The sequence below is a fragment of the Rhizobium sp. RAF56 genome (assembly GCF_052113965.1).
Lineage (GTDB): Bacteria > Pseudomonadota > Alphaproteobacteria > Rhizobiales > Rhizobiaceae > Rhizobium.
In genome coordinates this window covers 1-16,483 of the sequence record NZ_JBFRDU010000062.1, presented here as the reverse complement: position 1 = coordinate 16,483, position 16,483 = coordinate 1, and the positions used below count along the sequence as shown (strand labels likewise).

Annotated in this window: 11 protein-coding genes and 3 pseudogenes; 9 read left to right on the top strand and 5 right to left on the bottom strand. The window is 55.1% G+C overall.

What is annotated here, in order from left to right; all coding sequences use genetic code 11:
* Positions 1 to 366: pseudogene (locus AB4048_RS27325) on the top strand (IS66 family transposase); the annotation flags it as partial.
* Between the two features lie 66 nt (positions 367 to 432).
* Here the strand turns inward: AB4048_RS27325 and AB4048_RS27320 are convergent.
* From AB4048_RS27320 to AB4048_RS27310, 3 genes and pseudogenes are all read right to left on the bottom strand, one after another.
* A pseudogene (locus AB4048_RS27320) lies at positions 433 to 1,350 on the bottom strand (IS256 family transposase); the annotation flags it as partial.
* 218 nt (positions 1,351 to 1,568) lie between these two features.
* Positions 1,569 to 4,022 (bottom strand): glycosyltransferase, encoded by a 2,454-nt coding sequence (locus AB4048_RS27315; protein ID WP_442205114.1) that lies wholly within the window; start codon positions 4,020 to 4,022, stop codon positions 1,569 to 1,571.
* 347 nt (positions 4,023 to 4,369) lie between these two features.
* Entirely contained in the window at positions 4,370 to 5,323 is a 954-nt protein-coding gene (locus AB4048_RS27310) for a UDP-glucuronic acid decarboxylase family protein (RefSeq protein WP_442205113.1), read from the bottom strand.
* Between the two features lie 573 nt (positions 5,324 to 5,896).
* Here AB4048_RS27310 and rfbC point away from each other — a divergent pair.
* From rfbC to rfbA, 4 genes are read left to right on the top strand one after another with little or no spacing between them, the layout of a single operon-like run.
* Positions 5,897 to 6,454, top strand: coding sequence for a dTDP-4-dehydrorhamnose 3,5-epimerase (rfbC, locus tag AB4048_RS27305; RefSeq protein ID WP_442205115.1), 558 nt, complete (start codon positions 5,897 to 5,899; stop codon positions 6,452 to 6,454).
* A gap of 34 nt (positions 6,455 to 6,488) precedes the next feature.
* Entirely contained in the window at positions 6,489 to 7,544 is a 1,056-nt protein-coding gene (rfbB, locus tag AB4048_RS27300; protein ID WP_442205112.1) for a dTDP-glucose 4,6-dehydratase, read from the top strand.
* 3 nt (positions 7,545 to 7,547) lie between these two features.
* Positions 7,548 to 8,423 carry a dTDP-4-dehydrorhamnose reductase gene (rfbD, locus tag AB4048_RS27295; protein WP_442205111.1) on the top strand — a complete coding sequence of 292 codons (876 nt, stop codon included), beginning with the start codon at positions 7,548 to 7,550 and terminating at the stop codon, positions 8,421 to 8,423.
* Between the two features lie 42 nt (positions 8,424 to 8,465).
* Positions 8,466 to 9,350: a glucose-1-phosphate thymidylyltransferase RfbA gene (gene rfbA, locus AB4048_RS27290; RefSeq protein WP_442205110.1), complete on the top strand. Its 885-nt coding sequence runs from the start codon at positions 8,466 to 8,468 to the stop codon at positions 9,348 to 9,350.
* Positions 9,351 to 9,395: 45 nt separating this feature from the next.
* Here rfbA and AB4048_RS27285 read toward each other — a convergent pair whose 3' ends face one another.
* Both AB4048_RS27285 and AB4048_RS27280 read right to left on the bottom strand, forming a co-directional pair.
* Positions 9,396 to 10,553: a glycosyltransferase family 4 protein gene (locus AB4048_RS27285; protein WP_442205109.1), complete on the bottom strand. Its 1,158-nt coding sequence runs from the start codon at positions 10,551 to 10,553 to the stop codon at positions 9,396 to 9,398.
* A gap of 2 nt (positions 10,554 to 10,555) precedes the next feature.
* Complete coding sequence (locus tag AB4048_RS27280) at positions 10,556 to 11,488, bottom strand: rhamnan synthesis F family protein (RefSeq protein WP_442205108.1); 933 nt, start codon at positions 11,486 to 11,488, stop codon at positions 10,556 to 10,558.
* A 789-nt stretch (positions 11,489 to 12,277) separates the two neighbouring features.
* Here AB4048_RS27280 and AB4048_RS27275 point away from each other — a divergent pair.
* The 4 genes and pseudogenes from AB4048_RS27275 to AB4048_RS27260 all read left to right on the top strand — a co-directional run.
* Positions 12,278 to 14,998, top strand: a complete 2,721-nt coding sequence (locus AB4048_RS27275) for a glycosyltransferase (protein ID WP_442205107.1) — start codon at positions 12,278 to 12,280, stop codon at positions 14,996 to 14,998.
* Between the two features lie 455 nt (positions 14,999 to 15,453).
* Positions 15,454 to 15,714 (top strand): annotated as a pseudogene (locus AB4048_RS27270) (transposase); the annotation flags it as partial.
* 10 nt (positions 15,715 to 15,724) lie between these two features.
* On the top strand, positions 15,725 to 15,901 hold the full coding sequence (locus AB4048_RS27265) for an IS3 family transposase (protein WP_442205106.1): 177 nt from the start codon (positions 15,725 to 15,727) through the stop codon (positions 15,899 to 15,901).
* A 137-nt stretch (positions 15,902 to 16,038) separates the two neighbouring features.
* Positions 16,039 to 16,483 (top strand): IS110 family transposase (locus tag AB4048_RS27260; RefSeq protein ID WP_442205105.1); only part of this gene is annotated, 445 nt, incomplete at its 3' end.

Here is a 16,483-nt window from a genome sequence, read left to right as displayed (position 1 = left end):
CGCCAGGCGCAAATCTACAAGCGCCAAGGTATCGATCTCGATCGCTCGACGCTCGCCGACTGGGTCGGCCGCGCCGCCTGGCATTTACGCCCGGTCCATCAGCGGCTACTTGATCATTTGAAGTCGTCGTCCAAGCTCTTCGCTGACGAGACGACAGCTCCGGTGCTCGACCCAGGACGTGGCAAAACCAAGACCGGGCAACTCTGGGCCTACGCACGGGATGATAGGCCATGGCAGGGTGATGACCCGCCCGGCGTCGCCTATGTCTATGCGCCGGACCGCAAAGGCGAGCGGCCGATGGCCCATCTCGACGGCTTCGTCGGTATCCTGCAAGTAGACGGCTACAGTGGATATCGCCCGCTCGCGATGATGTCCCAGGGAGTGGTGTAGCTTCGGCGATCGCCGTGCATTCCGGTTGGAGCCGGGAATGGATCAGCTTGCCGCGGCGGGCAGGCTGATAAGCGGATCCTCGCTCATTGCGGCGATGGTCTCAAGGGACAAGTATCTGGAGCGCTGGACGGCCCACTCGTCGTTCTGCTCGAGCAGCAGTGCGCCGACGAGCCTGATGATGGCGTCGTCGTTGGGGAAGATGCCGACGACCTCGGTGCGCCGCTTGATTTCGCCGTTGAGACGCTCGATGGGGTTGGTCGAGTGCAGTTTCGTCCAGTGCTGTCGGGGAAAGCTCATGTAGGCCAGCACGTCCTGTTCGGCGCTATCCATGAGGCTTGCGAGCTTCGGCACTTTCGGTCTGACCTGGTCGGCGACGCTGCGCCACTGTTGGCTGGCGGCCTCCGGCGTATCCTGGGCAAAGGCAGTGGCGATGAACGCGGAGACGACGCGTCGCCCGCTCTTGCCGGCATGGGCCAGGGCATTGCGCATGAAGTGAACCCGGCAGCGCTGCCAGGTGGCGGAAAGGACCTTGGAGACGGCCGCCTTGATACCCTCATGGGCATCAGAGATGACGAGCTTGACGCCGCGCAGGCCGCGTCTTGTCAGCTTGCGCAGGAACTCTGTCCAGATCGGCTCGGCCTCGGATGTACCGATCTCCATGCCCAGCACCTCGCGCCGCCCATCGGCATTGACGCCGACCGCGATGATGACGGCGACGGAAACGATGCGCCCACCGCGACGAACCTTCAGGTAGGTGGCATCGATCCACAGGTAAGGCCAATCACCTTCGATTGGGCGTTCGAGGAAAGCTTTGACCTTGACGTCGATCTCCTCGCACAGACGGCTGACCTGGCTCTTTGAGATGCCCGACATGCCCATAGCCTTGACGAGATCATCGACCGAGCGTGTCGAAACACCCTGAATGTAAGCTTCCTGAATGACCGCCGTCAGCGCCTTCTCGGGCCTTGCCATTGACCAGTCCAGCAGGACCGCGTTCGTTGAAGCGGGGGCGAAACATCGGTTACCGAACAGTGGCTGGTCACAGCTCCCATCGAGATTTACAAGCGATAGCACGGCTCTAGAAACCGATCGCCAACACGCCCAGCGCACCGCCTTTTATAGATATACGCTGATGGTTTAAACTAATGTTAGGCGATGCCTCACTAGTGATACTGTTTTTAACCCCGGAAAAGAAACTTTTTTACCTTCGAGGATACGTATGACGCCATTTTCTCTACCACTGCGAACGCACCCTGCGACTTATAAATTGTCCACAATATTCGTGCGTAGATCGCCGCATTTCTTGTTTCAACCGGCGGGGGCTTTGTTATTTCCGGCATGAAGATCCCCAGATCAGTGTTTGCCAAGATATCAACTCGAATTCCTGCAGACCGAGATCGAACAGCAGGCTCCGCTGCTAGGTAAGTATTTAGAAATGACACATAGTCCTCAACGCTGGTTGCCGGCGATAACGCGCTTCGATGCCTCATCTCAGCTAGCGGCGCCCTATCGATTAGCAAGCCATGCAATATATCGACGACGGCAATCCAGTCACCAACATCGACCTTGAAGCCATTCTCGCCGTGCACGATCCTGTCCCCATGGGCACCAATTGAAGTGACGATTGGCACGCAACCCGTTCGCATGGCTTCAGTTAGCGTTATTAAGTAGGTTTCCGGCCATGTGGATAGGAATAGGGCTACGTCGCACTCGTAGAATGGCTCCGGAAGCTCGCTGGGAGAATACGGCCCATGCATCGTTATGTTTCGTCGCAATGCGAGAAGGGGGGCCAATGCCATTTCTATTTCCCGAGTACAATCTCCACAAATGTGAAATTCGATATCGTCGTCCACCAATTGGTCCATGATGGCGCAGATATCAAATCCACCTTTATGCCTTGAAATTACTCCAGCAACCAACACCTTAAGTTTGGCGCCACCGCGATTGCCGGTCCGCGGTGCGCGGCGCGGCAGAAAATAGGGCATGACCGAGATCTTACCGCAGAGATCAGGAAAGACAGTTTCGTATATCACCTTTGTGGAAGTCGAAGGCGCAATGAGTGTATCTACGTTTGAGAGTATTTCGCCCATGATGTTTAGTCGCTGGTGGAAAGTGCCGTATTCCGCACCGGTCATCTGGTATAAGCAACTGTCACAAGCGCGCGTCCCCAATCTTGGCATATTGCAATAAACATTCGAAAATGACTGTAAGTTTAAAGACGGGCATAAATAGAAATACTCGTTTAGCTTCAAGATGGTGTTGAGACCAAGCGTTGCTAGGCGCGGCACGATGGATAGGGGCCAGTTAATCAGATGACAGAAGAAAACATTTTCAATCCGATTTTGCATAACAAATTCTTCGAGCCAACTTTCAACGCGAGCGTCCTGGCAATAGGTCATTCCTCGCTCGCTAGACATCGGCAAATTTGCAACCACCAGGCCTTCATTGTCGGTTATCAGATAGTGCCCCGACTCGTCCGCTGCCGGAGCGGCCAAGAATTTTCTTTTTATCGGCAGTTGGCTCATCAGCTCAGACGAAAATACTTCTACACCGCCGAAATACTTCGCGCCTACTCGGGCGTGCGCGATGATAAGGATACTCTCCGGCCATTTGTGCTTAATAATATTCCGTGATGAGGTGCCAACTTTGGGAAAGTTCCCTGCCTCATCAGCCAGTTTTTCGACTATTTGCGATACGCGGTGACTATAGGTGTGTTTTGAGAGGCACTCGCTCTGCGCAAGATGCGCGGCCTCGTAAACAAGCTTATCGTGACTCAGGAGATGTTCAACTTGTTCCGCGAGGCTACCAAGAGCCCCGTAGGTAAACAAAGTACCTGCTGAGAATGGGTAAGTCTTTCCCGACACGCTTTGATCCGAAACGATCTGAGCGCCTCCCGCCATCGCGACCTCAAATATCCGCGGTGCCGGAGAGTTGCTGGAAGCAAGCGGCTGCTTTGGGTCCAAAGAGAACTTCCTTGGCAGGCCGAGAGTGATCCGCGACCGATTGCTAAGCGCAGCGAGGTCCCTGATACCGATGGTATCTGGTGAGAGGACCCATCCGGCGTTATGAATTTTATCTACCAACCCTTCTCGCGTCAGAAAGGGTTGGATACTCCCGTTAGTAATGAGTCTGACGTTCCACCGAAGGCCTGAAAACTGGGCCTTTAAGGCCAGCAGCTCCTCAACGCGATTGGGCCACGCTACTCCAACGAAACTTATATCGAACTCCCACTGCGCCCTTACAGGAAAATAACAAACCTCAGGATCAGCTGCTAGCGGAAGATATTCCGCACTATTGTATCTGTGAATTGAATGCTCATCCGTGGTAAACGACAAATCAAACATTGAGGATCGAATAATATTATTGTCGATCTCGTAAGGATCCTCAAAGAACCAGACGGCAGATCTGCAAGAATATCTAATCGCCTGAGATATCTGGTTCGTATTGGCGCCTTGACCGTCGGCGACTAAAACCACGAACCCGGGATTATCCTTCACCATTCGTGCTAAGTTATACGGCGCAGCCGATATAACTTTCTCAATTTCTTTGTGGTCCCTTGCGGCTCGTACTATTGCATCAGTAATATAGTGATTTATCGGATTTATACTTGAGTTGGTTATTGCCAATTTCATGCCTTACACCCGAAAAATGACGATATCAAAACAGTTGATTCAAGCTGCACTAGCAGCCCCGTACTTGTCAGAATTGGTCCCGAAATCCTGCTCCATGCCCTACCAAGCCGCCGAACAGAAGCTACAACCCGCCAAGACGTGCTTTGTAGCAATGGAGCACAATCGAGAGTTGTGCCGCGCAGTCTGGCGCTGAAGCTCGCTTCCCTCAGCACGCGGCATCGCCACCTAGTGGGTTGCTCGATAGGTAGCCTTTCCGAAAGAATCGCAAATGCTACTGCTTTCCGCGCTTCTTTCCCTTCTGGAACGTCAGACCAACAGAAATTGCCAGCCGCAAAGTAGATGCCTCGTTAACTATCTCCCCTGAGAAGGGCCTCAAAGTAACGGATCGTCTTTTGTAGGCCATCCTCAAGGGATACTTGTGGAGACCATCCCAATAAGGCCTGAGCACGCCCAATGTCCGGACGCCTCTGTCGCGGATCGTCTTCAAGGGGTGGCAGGTGGACTATCTTTGACTTGGATCCAATCAAGCCGACTACCTTCTTCGCGAGATCCAAGATTGTAAACTCCTCAGGATTGCCAAGGTTAAGAGGACCCGTCACCTCGTCGGGGGTCGACATAAATCTTAGGAAAGATTCGACAAGATCATCAACATAGCAAAAAGAGCGAGTTTGCTGTCCGTCACCAAAGATAACAATCTCTTCACCCAAAAGGGCTCGCACAATGAAGCTAGAGACTACCCGACCGTCTTGGGGATGTGTTCTCGGACCGTAGGTGTTGAATATGCGCGCGACCTTGATCGAGAGGCTATGCTGCCGCCTATAATCGAAGAAGAGCGTTTCTGCGCATCGCTTGCCTTCGTCGTAGCAAGATCGGGAGCCGATGGGGTTTACGTTGCCCCAATACTCTTCGCGCTGTGGATGAATCTTTGGGTCACCGTAAACTTCGCTGGTCGACGCCTGCAAAACTTTGATATTGAGACGTTTTGCTAGCCCTAGCACATTAATCGCTCCCAGCACGCTCGTCTTCGTCGTCTGCACTGGGTCTCGTTGATAGTGAATTGGCGATGCGGGGCACGCAAGATTATAAATCTGATCTACTTGGACATGCAACGGGAATGTAATATCGTGCCTCAAAAGCTCGAAATGTTTGTCGCCAAGTAGATGTTCCACGTTTTGGTGCGACCCAGTGAAGAAGTTGTCCACACAAAGAACCTCCTGGCCTTCGGCAAGGAGCCTTTCGCACAAATGTGAACCAAGAAATCCGCACCCACCGGCTACAAGAATTCTCTGCTTTGGCCGCATCGTCTATATTCCAGCTCTTCGCTTGGTGACTATGAGATTTAGAATAATGAGCTTTGGTTGGTTCAGTCTGACTGGACGGGTGCCTTATACCGCGCTTATTGCGCAGATCGGTTCGGGCAAGCCTAAGAGAATATTTTCTTTTGAGAACGGTCAAGTAGGAATCGATCGAATAACGCTCGGGGGACATGCTGCGCCGAGGTAATCAGGTGTCCAATTTTGCCCCTGGCCGACATCGCAGAAGACGAGCAACGCGTTACAATACTGTGGCCAAGTGATCCAGTGGAAGCGTTGGTTCCGCACACCGGTGGTTCGATCAACCGTATGAACCCCAATTTTGGACTTGTTGGGAAGGGCTGTCGGCACTGGTATGCTCGTGCGATGCGGGCCGGAAAATCCGATTCACTTACCTTGTAACTTGGCGCATGCCAGAGCAGGTCGGGAGAGCGAGGAGGAGCAGACAATCTCGAACCTAGCGCGTTTGCGGATGACAATGTTTTGGACCCATCACGAGATGCCTCTTGCAAACCAATGCCAGCCAACTAGAAGGGACCTCAAGAAACGGACGGGTGCATGATGAAAATCGAAACTTTACCGTTGGCCGGTTTGGCCAAAATCATTCCAGCGAGGCTGGGCGATCGTCGAGGGTATTTTTCGGAAGTGTTTAAGGATGGCTGGTTCCGCGAGAATGTCGCAGACGTAACGTTCGTGCAGGAGAACGAATCCTTATCAGCGACGGTTGGCACCGTGCGCGGCCTGCATTTCCAGGTTGATCCGTTTGCGCAGGGCAAGCTGGTGCGCTGCATCGCCGGCAGGATATTCGACGTCGCCGTCGATATCCGTGTCGGCTCGCCGACCTATGGCAAGTGGTATGGAGCCGAGCTTTCCATGGAAAACGGCGCGCAGCTATGGATCCCGGCAGGTTTTGCCCATGGCTTTGCCACACTCGTGCCGGACTGCATCATCTCCTACAAGGTGACGGAGTCCTATAACGCCGCGAGCGACCGCGGCCTGCTATGGAATGACCCGGCAATCGGCATTGTATGGCCGTTGTCGCTCGACAATGCGGTTCTGTCAGACAAGGATAGGGTTCAGCCGAAGCTGGTGGAGCTGCCGCTATCTTTTATATACTGACCATCGGCCTTACGGGCGACAAACGGAGTTGACTATGCGTATTCTCGTCACCGGCGGAGCAGGCTTTATCGGTTCGGCCCTCGTGCGACATCTGGTCAAAGACGTCGGCGCAGAAGTGCTGAACATTGACAAGCTGACCTATGCCGGCAATCTCGCCTCGCTGAAGGAGATTGAAGGCGCGCCGAACTACCGTTTCCTGCAGGCCGATATCTGTGATATGCCCAAGATGTCGGAGGCGATGACGACGTTCCATCCCGACCGTATCATGCATCTAGCCGCCGAAAGCCATGTCGATCGCTCGATTAGCGGCGCCGGCGATTTCGTTCAGACCAATGTCATAGGCACTTTCTCTCTGCTGGAAGCGGCCCGTCACTATTGGAACGACCTGTCGCCTGCTCGGAAAGACGCATTCCGCTTCCTGCATGTCTCTACCGACGAGGTTTATGGTTCGCTCGGAGAAGGCGGCCTGTTCGAGGAGGTCACGGCTTACGACCCGTCGTCGCCCTATTCGGCGTCGAAAGCGGCGAGCGACCATCTGGCGATTGCGTGGTACCGCACTTATGGCTTGCCTGTGATTGTGTCAAACTGCTCGAACAACTACGGGCCTTACCACTTCCCGGAAAAGCTGATCCCTCTGATCATCCTCAACGCCATGGAGGGCAAGCCGCTTCCGGTGTACGGCCAAGGTGTTAACATCCGCGACTGGCTCTTTGTCGATGACCATGCGCGTGCGCTCTCTCTAATCGTGTCGCGAGGCCGTCTGGGCGAAAAGTACAACGTCGGCGGTCGTAACGAGCGCCGCAATATCGACGTCGTGCGCCGCATTTGCGCACTTATGGACGAATTGCGCCCGGAGCCAAAGCTGCACACCGATCTGATTACCTTCGTCACCGACCGGCCCGGCCACGATGCGCGCTATGCCATTGATGCCACCAAGCTGGAGACGGAACTGGGCTGGAGGGCACAGGAAAATTTTGACAGCGGCATCGAACGGACGGTGCGTTGGTATCTGGAAAATGAATGGTGGTGGCAGCCACTGCGGCATGGCGTGTATTCTGGAGAGCGTCTTGGCATTTTGAAGAAGGACTAAGCCATGCGCATCGCCGTGACGGGAAAACAGGGCCAGGTCGTCTGTGCCCTTTTGGAGCGGGCACCGGCCACCGGTGTCGAGATTGTCGCCGTCGGTCGGCCGGAGTTGGATCTTGCAGACCATGCGTCGATCCGCGCGGTTCTTTCGGAAATCAAGCCGGATGCGATCGTTTCCGCGGGCGCGTACACGGCGGTCGACAAGGCCGAAAGCGAAGAGGCGTTGGCCTTTATCGTCAATGCCGAGGGACCGACGGTAATCGCTCAGGTAGCGAAGGAACTCGATGTTCCGGTCGTACATCTATCGACCGATTATGTATTTTCTGGTGACAAACAGGGCGTTTATGTCGAGACGGATGCGACCGGCCCAGCGTCGGCTTATGGCCGCTCGAAACTGGCGGGCGAGGTAGCCGTCGCCACTGCCAATCCCAACCATGCCATTTTGCGCACAGCCTGGATCTATTCACCCTTTGGCGCCAATTTCGTAAAGACCATGCTGCGGCTGGCGGAAACCCGCGATGCGTTGAACGTGGTGGCAGATCAGCACGGCACGCCAACCAGCGCGCTTGACATTGCCGATGCGGTGATTGTCATAGCAAAGCGCCTTTCTGTCGACTCAGACGCAAACCTGCGTGGCATCTTCCACCTGACCGGCAGCGGCGAGGCGACTTGGGCGGATTTTGCCGAGGCGATCTTTGCAGGTCTGCAGACCAAGAGAGGCAAGGTGGTGTCCGTCGGACGCATCACGACCGCCGACTATCCGACGCCGGCGAAACGCCCGGCCAACTCGCGGCTTTCGAACGACAAATTGAAACAGGTCTACGGAATCGTTCTGCCCGATTGGAAGGAATCCACAAAGGTCGTTCTGGACCGCTTGCTCTAAGGATCGGCGCTTTCGAGGTCTCAACACACGGAAGGAAAACGCATGAAGGGTATTATTCTCGCTGGCGGTTCCGGCACGCGCCTTTACCCGATCACCAAGGCTGTCTCCAAGCAGCTCATGCCGGTCTACGACAAGCCGATGATCTATTATCCGCTGACAACGCTGATGCTGGCGGGGATCAAGGAGATCCTGATCATCACCACGCCGCATGACAACGAAGCCTTTAAGCAGCTGCTCGGCGACGGTAGCCAGTGGGGCATTTCCATCGAATACGCCGTGCAGCCGAGCCCGGACGGTCTGGCGCAAGCCTTCATCATCGGTGCCGATTTCGTTAGATCAAACCCATCGGCGCTGATTCTCGGCGACAATATCTATTACGGCCATGGCCTATCGCAGCTGCTGCATTCCGGCGCTTCTACGGTGAAGGGCGCGCGTGTTTTCGCTTACCACGTCAGCGATCCAGAGCGTTACGGAGTCGTCGAGTTTGACAGCAGCTTGAAAGCGCTATCGATTGAGGAAAAGCCGGCCAGGCCGAAGAGCAACTGGGCGGTCACCGGCCTCTATTTCTACGACGAGCAGGTCACCGACATTGCTGCTAATCTGAAGCCGTCGCCGCGCGGTGAGCTGGAGATCACCGACGTCAACCGCGTCTACCTAGAGCGCGGCCAACTGGCGGTCGAACTGATGGGCCGCGGTTATGCCTGGCTCGATACCGGCACGCCGGACAGCCTGCTGGAGGCCGCCGACTTCGTTGCAACGCTGGAGAAGCGCCAGGCCTTCAAGATCGCGTGCCCGGAAGAAGTAGCCTACCGCATGGGATATATCGTTGAAGAACAATTGCATCAGTTGGCAACCGATCTTGGCAAGAGTGCCTATGGCCAGTACTTGATGAAGCTCGCCGAGACCAATCACGACTTGCAATTCTGAAACCCGCTCTCCCGTTGAGGAGAGGGGCGAAGGCGCTTTCACGGATCAGAGTGGCCGGCCGATCGCGTTGCAGATATTGCGATAGACGTCCTCTACCTGCTCCATGACGCGGGCCTCGGTAAAGCCGTAGACGACGCGCTGCCGAGCTCTGGTACCCGCTGCAGCAACGCTGGCCTTGTCGAGTGCCAAGGCGCAAATCCGCTCCGCGAGCGCGGCGGAATCGTCCACCGGAACCAGCCATCCTTCACGGCCGTTGCGAACGAAGTCGCGACAGCCAGGCACGTTTGTCGTCAGAATCGGTCGGCTGCAAGCCGCTGCCTCCAGAATGGAACGAGGCAGGCCTTCTCCGCCGCGCGTCGGCATGCAGCAAAGATCATTCTCCGCCCATACCTCGCGCACGTCGCTAATCGATCCGCGCCATTCGATGCCCGGAAGATCAGACCACGCGCGCAGCGCCTCGACAGATAGCGATCGTGGATTGGAAGGGTCCGGGAGACCAAAAAGCGAGAGGCTAACATCGTGACCTCGCTCGCGCGCTATCGATACGGCCTTCACGGCCAGATCGGCGCCCTTCGACCACACCATACGACCGACTATTGCCAGCTTGAGGCCGTCGCCGGATGGCGACGGAAGCGGGCTGTAATAGTCTGGATCGATGCCGGCACCGCCCAGCACCGTCACGCCGGCGTACACGGGATCCAGCCCGAACGCATGCGGGTCGGTGGCGTTCTCGAACAAAAAATGATTGCTGCCACGACTGCGAAGGAACCGTAACAGGCTGCGGAGAGCGAAGCGTCCCAATGCAGACTTGACGCTTCTATCCGCGGCGAGCAGACCCCCGCCTGTGACCGCAAAGATCCTGCCGCTTACGCCCGCGAGCATGGCGGCGAGGCCGCCGGTGACCACGCTGCGAAGAGCGATACAATGGATCAGATCGATCTTCTCGCGCCGCAAGGTCTTTGCAATATGTCCGATCGACGATCCGATCGACAGAAGGCCGAGGTGTCCTCTTTCGATGTCGAGGGGTACGACGCGGGCGCCCAAGTCTTCGATGATGTGCGCATGTTTGCCGACACGCGTGATTACGACCACATCTAAGCCGAGTTCTCTCGTCGCGCGCAGCATCGGTAGAAAGTGCGACACGAAGAACCAGTCTTCCGTGATGATGAAGGCAATGCGGAGCCGGGCTTGGGAAAGTTTCATCATCAACGCCCGATGCTTCGCCGCAGCAGCCGCACCGTGCTTTTGGGCAGCCTCGCATAAATGGCGTGCGCACATTTCAGGAGAGCAGGGTGGTGCCTCCAGAAATCCGCTAGAGGCAGCGCAAATGGGTTGTCCTGGGCTAGGCTGTTGCTAATTAGTTCGATCAGTTCTGGTCGCGACAACGGCGCCCCATGGGAGCGGAGGATGGGTTCTGCGTTTTCCATGCTGGCCGCGAGCTGTCCTTCTCGCTCAACAACAAATGCAAACAGACGCTCGAAGGCGTGGGCTGCAGTCCCATCCAGCTGGCCGCTCTCACGAACGAACAGATCGGCAAAATCGATCTCGATGAGGGTTCTCAGTGCATTGCGGCGAAACCAGAACATTGACCCTGCTGGAAACCGACTCCCTTCAAGCATGGACGGGTGGACGTTCGCCTCAATCCTCCGCACGGCCTTCAGCATGACCTCTTCATTGATCGACGCGCGTCCACCGAGCGGCAGCAGATGTGCCTGTGGCGCAATCAGGCCGATGGAGGGTTCAGAGGCCAGCAACTTGTGCCCTAACAAGCGTCCACTGCTTTCGGCCTGCAGCAGCGAGCCCACTAGGAATCGACGCCAGCTGTCGCCATCGCCGCGATGAGGCGACAGCTTGGTATGCAGTTTCAGCCCGATGTCGAAAAGCGGAACGGACCGTTGTCTCAAGGCCATCAGGAACGGCAGGACATCGCGGCCCTGGTTGTCAACCTCCAACTCGGTCGCGAAGCGAAGATAGGAACTCTTGGCGCGCGCCACCGGCCGGGAGCCGGCAGGTCGGGTGATCACTAGATCAAAAGGTTGCCGGATGAGTGTATCCAGTTCATCCACCATTTCCTCCCAAATAACGGGATAGTAGACATGTACGAAAATGGTGAAATCTGCCTGGCTGGTATGGTTCATCTAGATTCACTACATCAGTCGATATTCCGACCCATGTCGGCCGCGCGCATTCCGCCCGCTGGAATGCCAATGTCCTTCGCATGCGCCGGCGGTAAACACAACGTGAATCCGCCGATCCATATGTTCGTGGAGGAACGATTCACCGAAGCCGGCCCAAAGGAGACGCCGACGATTTTCCTATCGGCCTCAGAACGAAGCTCCGACAACCGACCGAAAAGCCTTAACAACTAACGGCAAAAGCCAATCGACGGTTCTTCGGTTCGGGCAAAAATGCTCAACGATGATATCGAAACCCGTCAGTTCAAACAGGCGCTTCCATGTTGAAATATGTAATAAAAGGGCGTGAGGGCTTGATAGTAAAAATCGCGCATACCACCTGAAGATTAAGACGAGAGTGCTGACATCCTCGACATCAATGTGCTCCACCATATCCAGGTAGGTTACAACGTTAAGCATTCGACCAGTCGACTCGTGCCTGAATCCTGGCTAAGAGCACCATTGCTGAATGCACCTTCGAGCGACTTGCTTCGATGGCCACATGCTTTGATCAGTCCTCGTAAGGCATACTAGCGCGCCTCTGCTCGCGCTGAAGGGACGTTTTCCCGGGGGAGCTAGAGGCTCTTAATGTGGACTCTCCCAATCGTTTTAAAGTTCTGTGATTTTGCGCTCTAGTGGATTGTTCAGCGCTTGTGACCGCCTCAGGCGCCCGCTGCTTAACGAGCTTCCTTGAAAATGCCATCAAAAAAGTGGTAGCAGCGCCTGTGCCGCTTGTGAAGAGGATATTGATAGGTGTCGAAAAAGCCATCGCTGTCGGATTATGATGAAAATTATTTCCGTAGCCATAGCGGCGGAATTCCGCACAACCGAAGCGAGGCGCAATGGTCTCGCTTTTTCGGGATTATCGCTGAACAGATCGCAAAAGACCTTCGCCCTAAAAACGTTTTCGACGCGGGCTGCACCAGGGGTATTCTGATCGAGGAACTAAGAAAGCGCCAAATAGAGGCGTTCGGCCGAGATTATTCCGCGTATGCAGTAGGCGAGATACCTGGTCCATTAAGGCCCTTCTGCGAAGTCAGTTCAATAGCCGATCCAGTCGACGGTTCGTATGATTTGGTGACATGCATTGATGTGCTCGAATATGTGCCAGAGGAGGACGGGCGTCGAGCGATTGCGAATCTTTGCGCCGCCTCTCCGGTCATTCTGTTTTCATCAAGGCCGGATGATTTCAGCGAGCCTGCGCACTTGAATGTGAGGGCCCCAATCTATTGGCTGCGCCTTTTCCGCGAACACCAATTTGCTCCAAGATCAGATTATGACGCCAGTTTTCTTTGCCCATGGGCTATGCTGCTGGAGCGCCGCGATCAGGTGCCGACAGAGGAGGAACTTGAAGCGTTCGCAACTTTAATTTCGATGCGTATGGAGTACTTCCGGCAGGCGGAGGAAGCAAGGCGGGAGCAAGAGCGCTGCCCGGCAGCGATGCAAAATCAAATGGATAACCTAATAGAGAGGCATGATGCCACAGTTTCTGATCCTATCAAGAAGCAGGCTAAAGTCGATCAGATACTCGCCTCCAGAAGTTGTCGTCTAATGGCATCTTACCGCTGGGCAGGGCGCCAAGGCAAGCGTATGAGAAATGTCATGCGGGCGCTGCCACTGCTGGCGGAACGGCAAGGAGGTTACCTCGGTCTTGCCCGGAAAGTATCGGTAATCCTTGCTCGCGAAGGGTTGATCGGAGCGAGGGTGGCATGGCGAAATTCTAGCTCAGGGATAGGTGCCGGGTCAAAGAATGATTACGAAAGATGGCTGCAGACGTATGCGACGCTGGATGATACAGCGCGCGCAAGAATTCGAAGCGACATTGCTGGATTTGCGGAACAGCCTGTCATTTCGATAGTGATGCCGGTCTACAACGCCGAACCGAATTGGCTCGCCGAGGCAATCGATTCTGTGTCCAATCAGCTCTATCCTCATTGGGAACTTTGCATAGCCGACGACTGCTCAACGTCATCATCAGTGCGTCCAGTGCTGGAGCGATATGCTGCGACGGATCCCCGAATAAAGGTCTTCTATCGGCCAGCAAACGGCCACATTTCGGAGGCCTCCAACTCGGCAATCGAACTTGCGACCGGAGGCTGGATGGCTCTACTCGATCAGGACGACTTGCTGACCGAGGACGCGCTCTACTACGTAGCGAGGACAATCAACCAAAAGCCTGAAGCTGAGCTGATCTATTCGGATGAGGACAAGATCGCGAACGGCAAGCGCTTCGATCCCTATTTCAAGCCCGACTGGAACCCGGACTTGCTGCGATCCCACAACATGATTTGCCACCTTGGGGTTTATAAGCTTGAGCGCGTGCGGTCGATCGGTGGTTTCCGTAAGGGTTATGAAGGATCGCAGGACTACGACCTGTCGCTCCGTTTTTCTGACCAGCTGAATATGCATCAGATTGCTCACATACCACGTGTCCTCTACAATTGGCGCAGCCACGCGAATAGCACCGCCCGAAGCGGCCACAACAAGAATTATGCGGCGCTTGCTGGACAAAAGGCGTTGAGCGCTCATCTTCAGCGAAAAGGTATAAAGGGACGCGTCGAGGTTCTTCCGACAGGCATGTATCGCGCTCGCTATGAGCTGCCGGAGAAACCTCCGCTAGTTAGTCTGATCATTCCGACACGGAATGGCGTGGAACTTCTTCGCACGTGCGTCCAGTCGATCCTAAAAAAAACGGAATATCCTAACTATGAGATCCTCATAATCGACAATAATTCCGACGATCAGGCTACGCTTGAATATTTCAGACATATAGAAGCTGCAGATAATCGCGTCTCTGTCGTGCGAGATGATCAGCCGTTCAACTATTCTTCGATCAACAACGATGCAGTTAAGCGGGCGAGTGGCGAGTATGTCGGCCTTATTAATAACGACATCGAAGTCATTTCGCCGGATTGGCTCAGTGAAATGATGAGTCACGCCGTCCAAGTTGGAGTTGGCGCCGTCGGTGCGCGGCTTTGGTATCCCGATGATCGCCTGCAACACGGTGGCGTTATCGTGGGGCTTGGTGGGGTTGCGGGACACTCGCATAAATTCCTTCCGAAAGGCGCGCCTGGATATTTTTACAGAGGTGAGTTGATCCAAACACTTAGCGCCGTGACCGCTGCATGTCTTGTTATTCGCAAGAGCACGTATCAAGCTGTCGGAGGGTTGAACGAAAACCTCAAGGTAGCCTTCAATGACGTGGATTTCTGCCTCAGGGTTAGCGAGGCGGGTTGGCGCAATATCTGGACGCCCTTCGCGGAACTTTATCACCATGAGTCCGCAACTCGTGGCACGGAAGATACTCCAGAGAAAAAAGAACGTTTCCGGCGGGAAATCGAGTACATGCAAGAGACATGGGGAGAAAGGTTAATCAAAGATCCGGCCTACAGTCCGAATCTGACCCTGTTTCATGAAGATTATTCTCTTGCTTGGCCGCCGAGAAACCAGGGAGCCCCGACGCTTGCTTCCTGATGTGCTGATCAGAACGGAAGCTTGGAAATTGGACTCGTTTCTCCTGCAAGTCCATAACACCATTTGATCAAAACTATTCGTGATCCGCTGCTGCGGCGCACTGGAAAGCTGCGATGTAAGTATAGGACGGCGCGCGGATATTCAGGAACCTCCGGGTGATGATCCGGCTACGAGCCGACGAACGGCAATTTCGATCGAAGGCGAGATCCCTTGATTTCAATATTGGAGGCGGAGCAATGAGCGGTGCCTCGTTCGCAAAGCAGAACGGGTGCCCTTCACCTGCGCCTCCTTTGCAACCTGGCCCAGCCGGTCGGATTGGGGGCTGATCGAAAGCGTTAGGGCCGACCCGCACGCGCAGAGACATGGGTGCATCCGCCAAAGCGCCGGTAATCCCCCCGCCAAATAATCGGGTTCAAAAGTAGAATTTTCTCGGCAATATGATCGAGGAGATTTTGATGAAGACGAGCAGATTTAGCGAGCCGCAAATCCTTGCAATCCTTCGCCAGGCGGAAGGCGACGTTCCTATGCCCGAGTTATGCCGGGAACATGGGATGAGCACGGCGTCCTTTTACAAATGGCGATCCAAATACGGCGGCATGGACGCGTCCATGATCAGCCAGATGAAGGCTCTGGAGGACGAGAACCGCCGGCTGAAGAAGATGTATGCCGAGATGAGCATGCAGGCCGAGCTTCTGAAAGAGGCTCTTGGAAAAAAATGACGCGTTCATGAAGACGCTGAAAGTGGAGGATATCTATCCCGCTGGCTACGAGACCTTCTCGGACGTCGCCGAGCGGTTGCCGACGTTCATTGAGCAGGTCTACAATTCCAGGCGCCTTCACTCGGCGCTCGGCTATCGATCACCAGAAGAATTTGAAACCCAACTTGACCAGCAGGCGGCTTAGTTTGATGCGCCTCGCTGGTCCAGCCCGAGGGGTTCACTCCAATAAGGGGTGAATTTTGGACACGATGACGTAATTGCTCGCCTTCGTTCTTCGAATGACGCTCAATATTTGAGCCCCATTTTCGAAGGAGACCCCCCATGAAACACTATGTTGGCCTGGACATATCGCAACGGGAAACAGCCGTTTGTGTCGTGGACGAGACCGGAAGACCGATCTTCGAAGGCAGGGCCAAGTCGAATCCCGGAACCCTGGCGGAGCTGATCCAGAGGAAAGCGCCGTTTGCGGAACGCATTGGCTTTGAAACGGGAGCAATGTCGAGCTGGCTGTGGCATGAACTCAAGCGTATGGACGTACCTGTCGTCTGCATCGACGCACGGCATGCGAAAGCCGCATTATCGGTGCGCAAGAACAAGAGCGACGAGAATGATGCCCGTGGCTTGGCGGAGTTGGTTCGCATCGGTTGGTACCGAGAGGTGAAGGTAAAGAGTGCCGAGAGCCAGCAGGCTCGCTCCCTGCTCGTAACGCGCTCGCGCCTGGTCGAAATAAGACGGGCGATAGAAAACCAGATCCGAGCGATGGTGA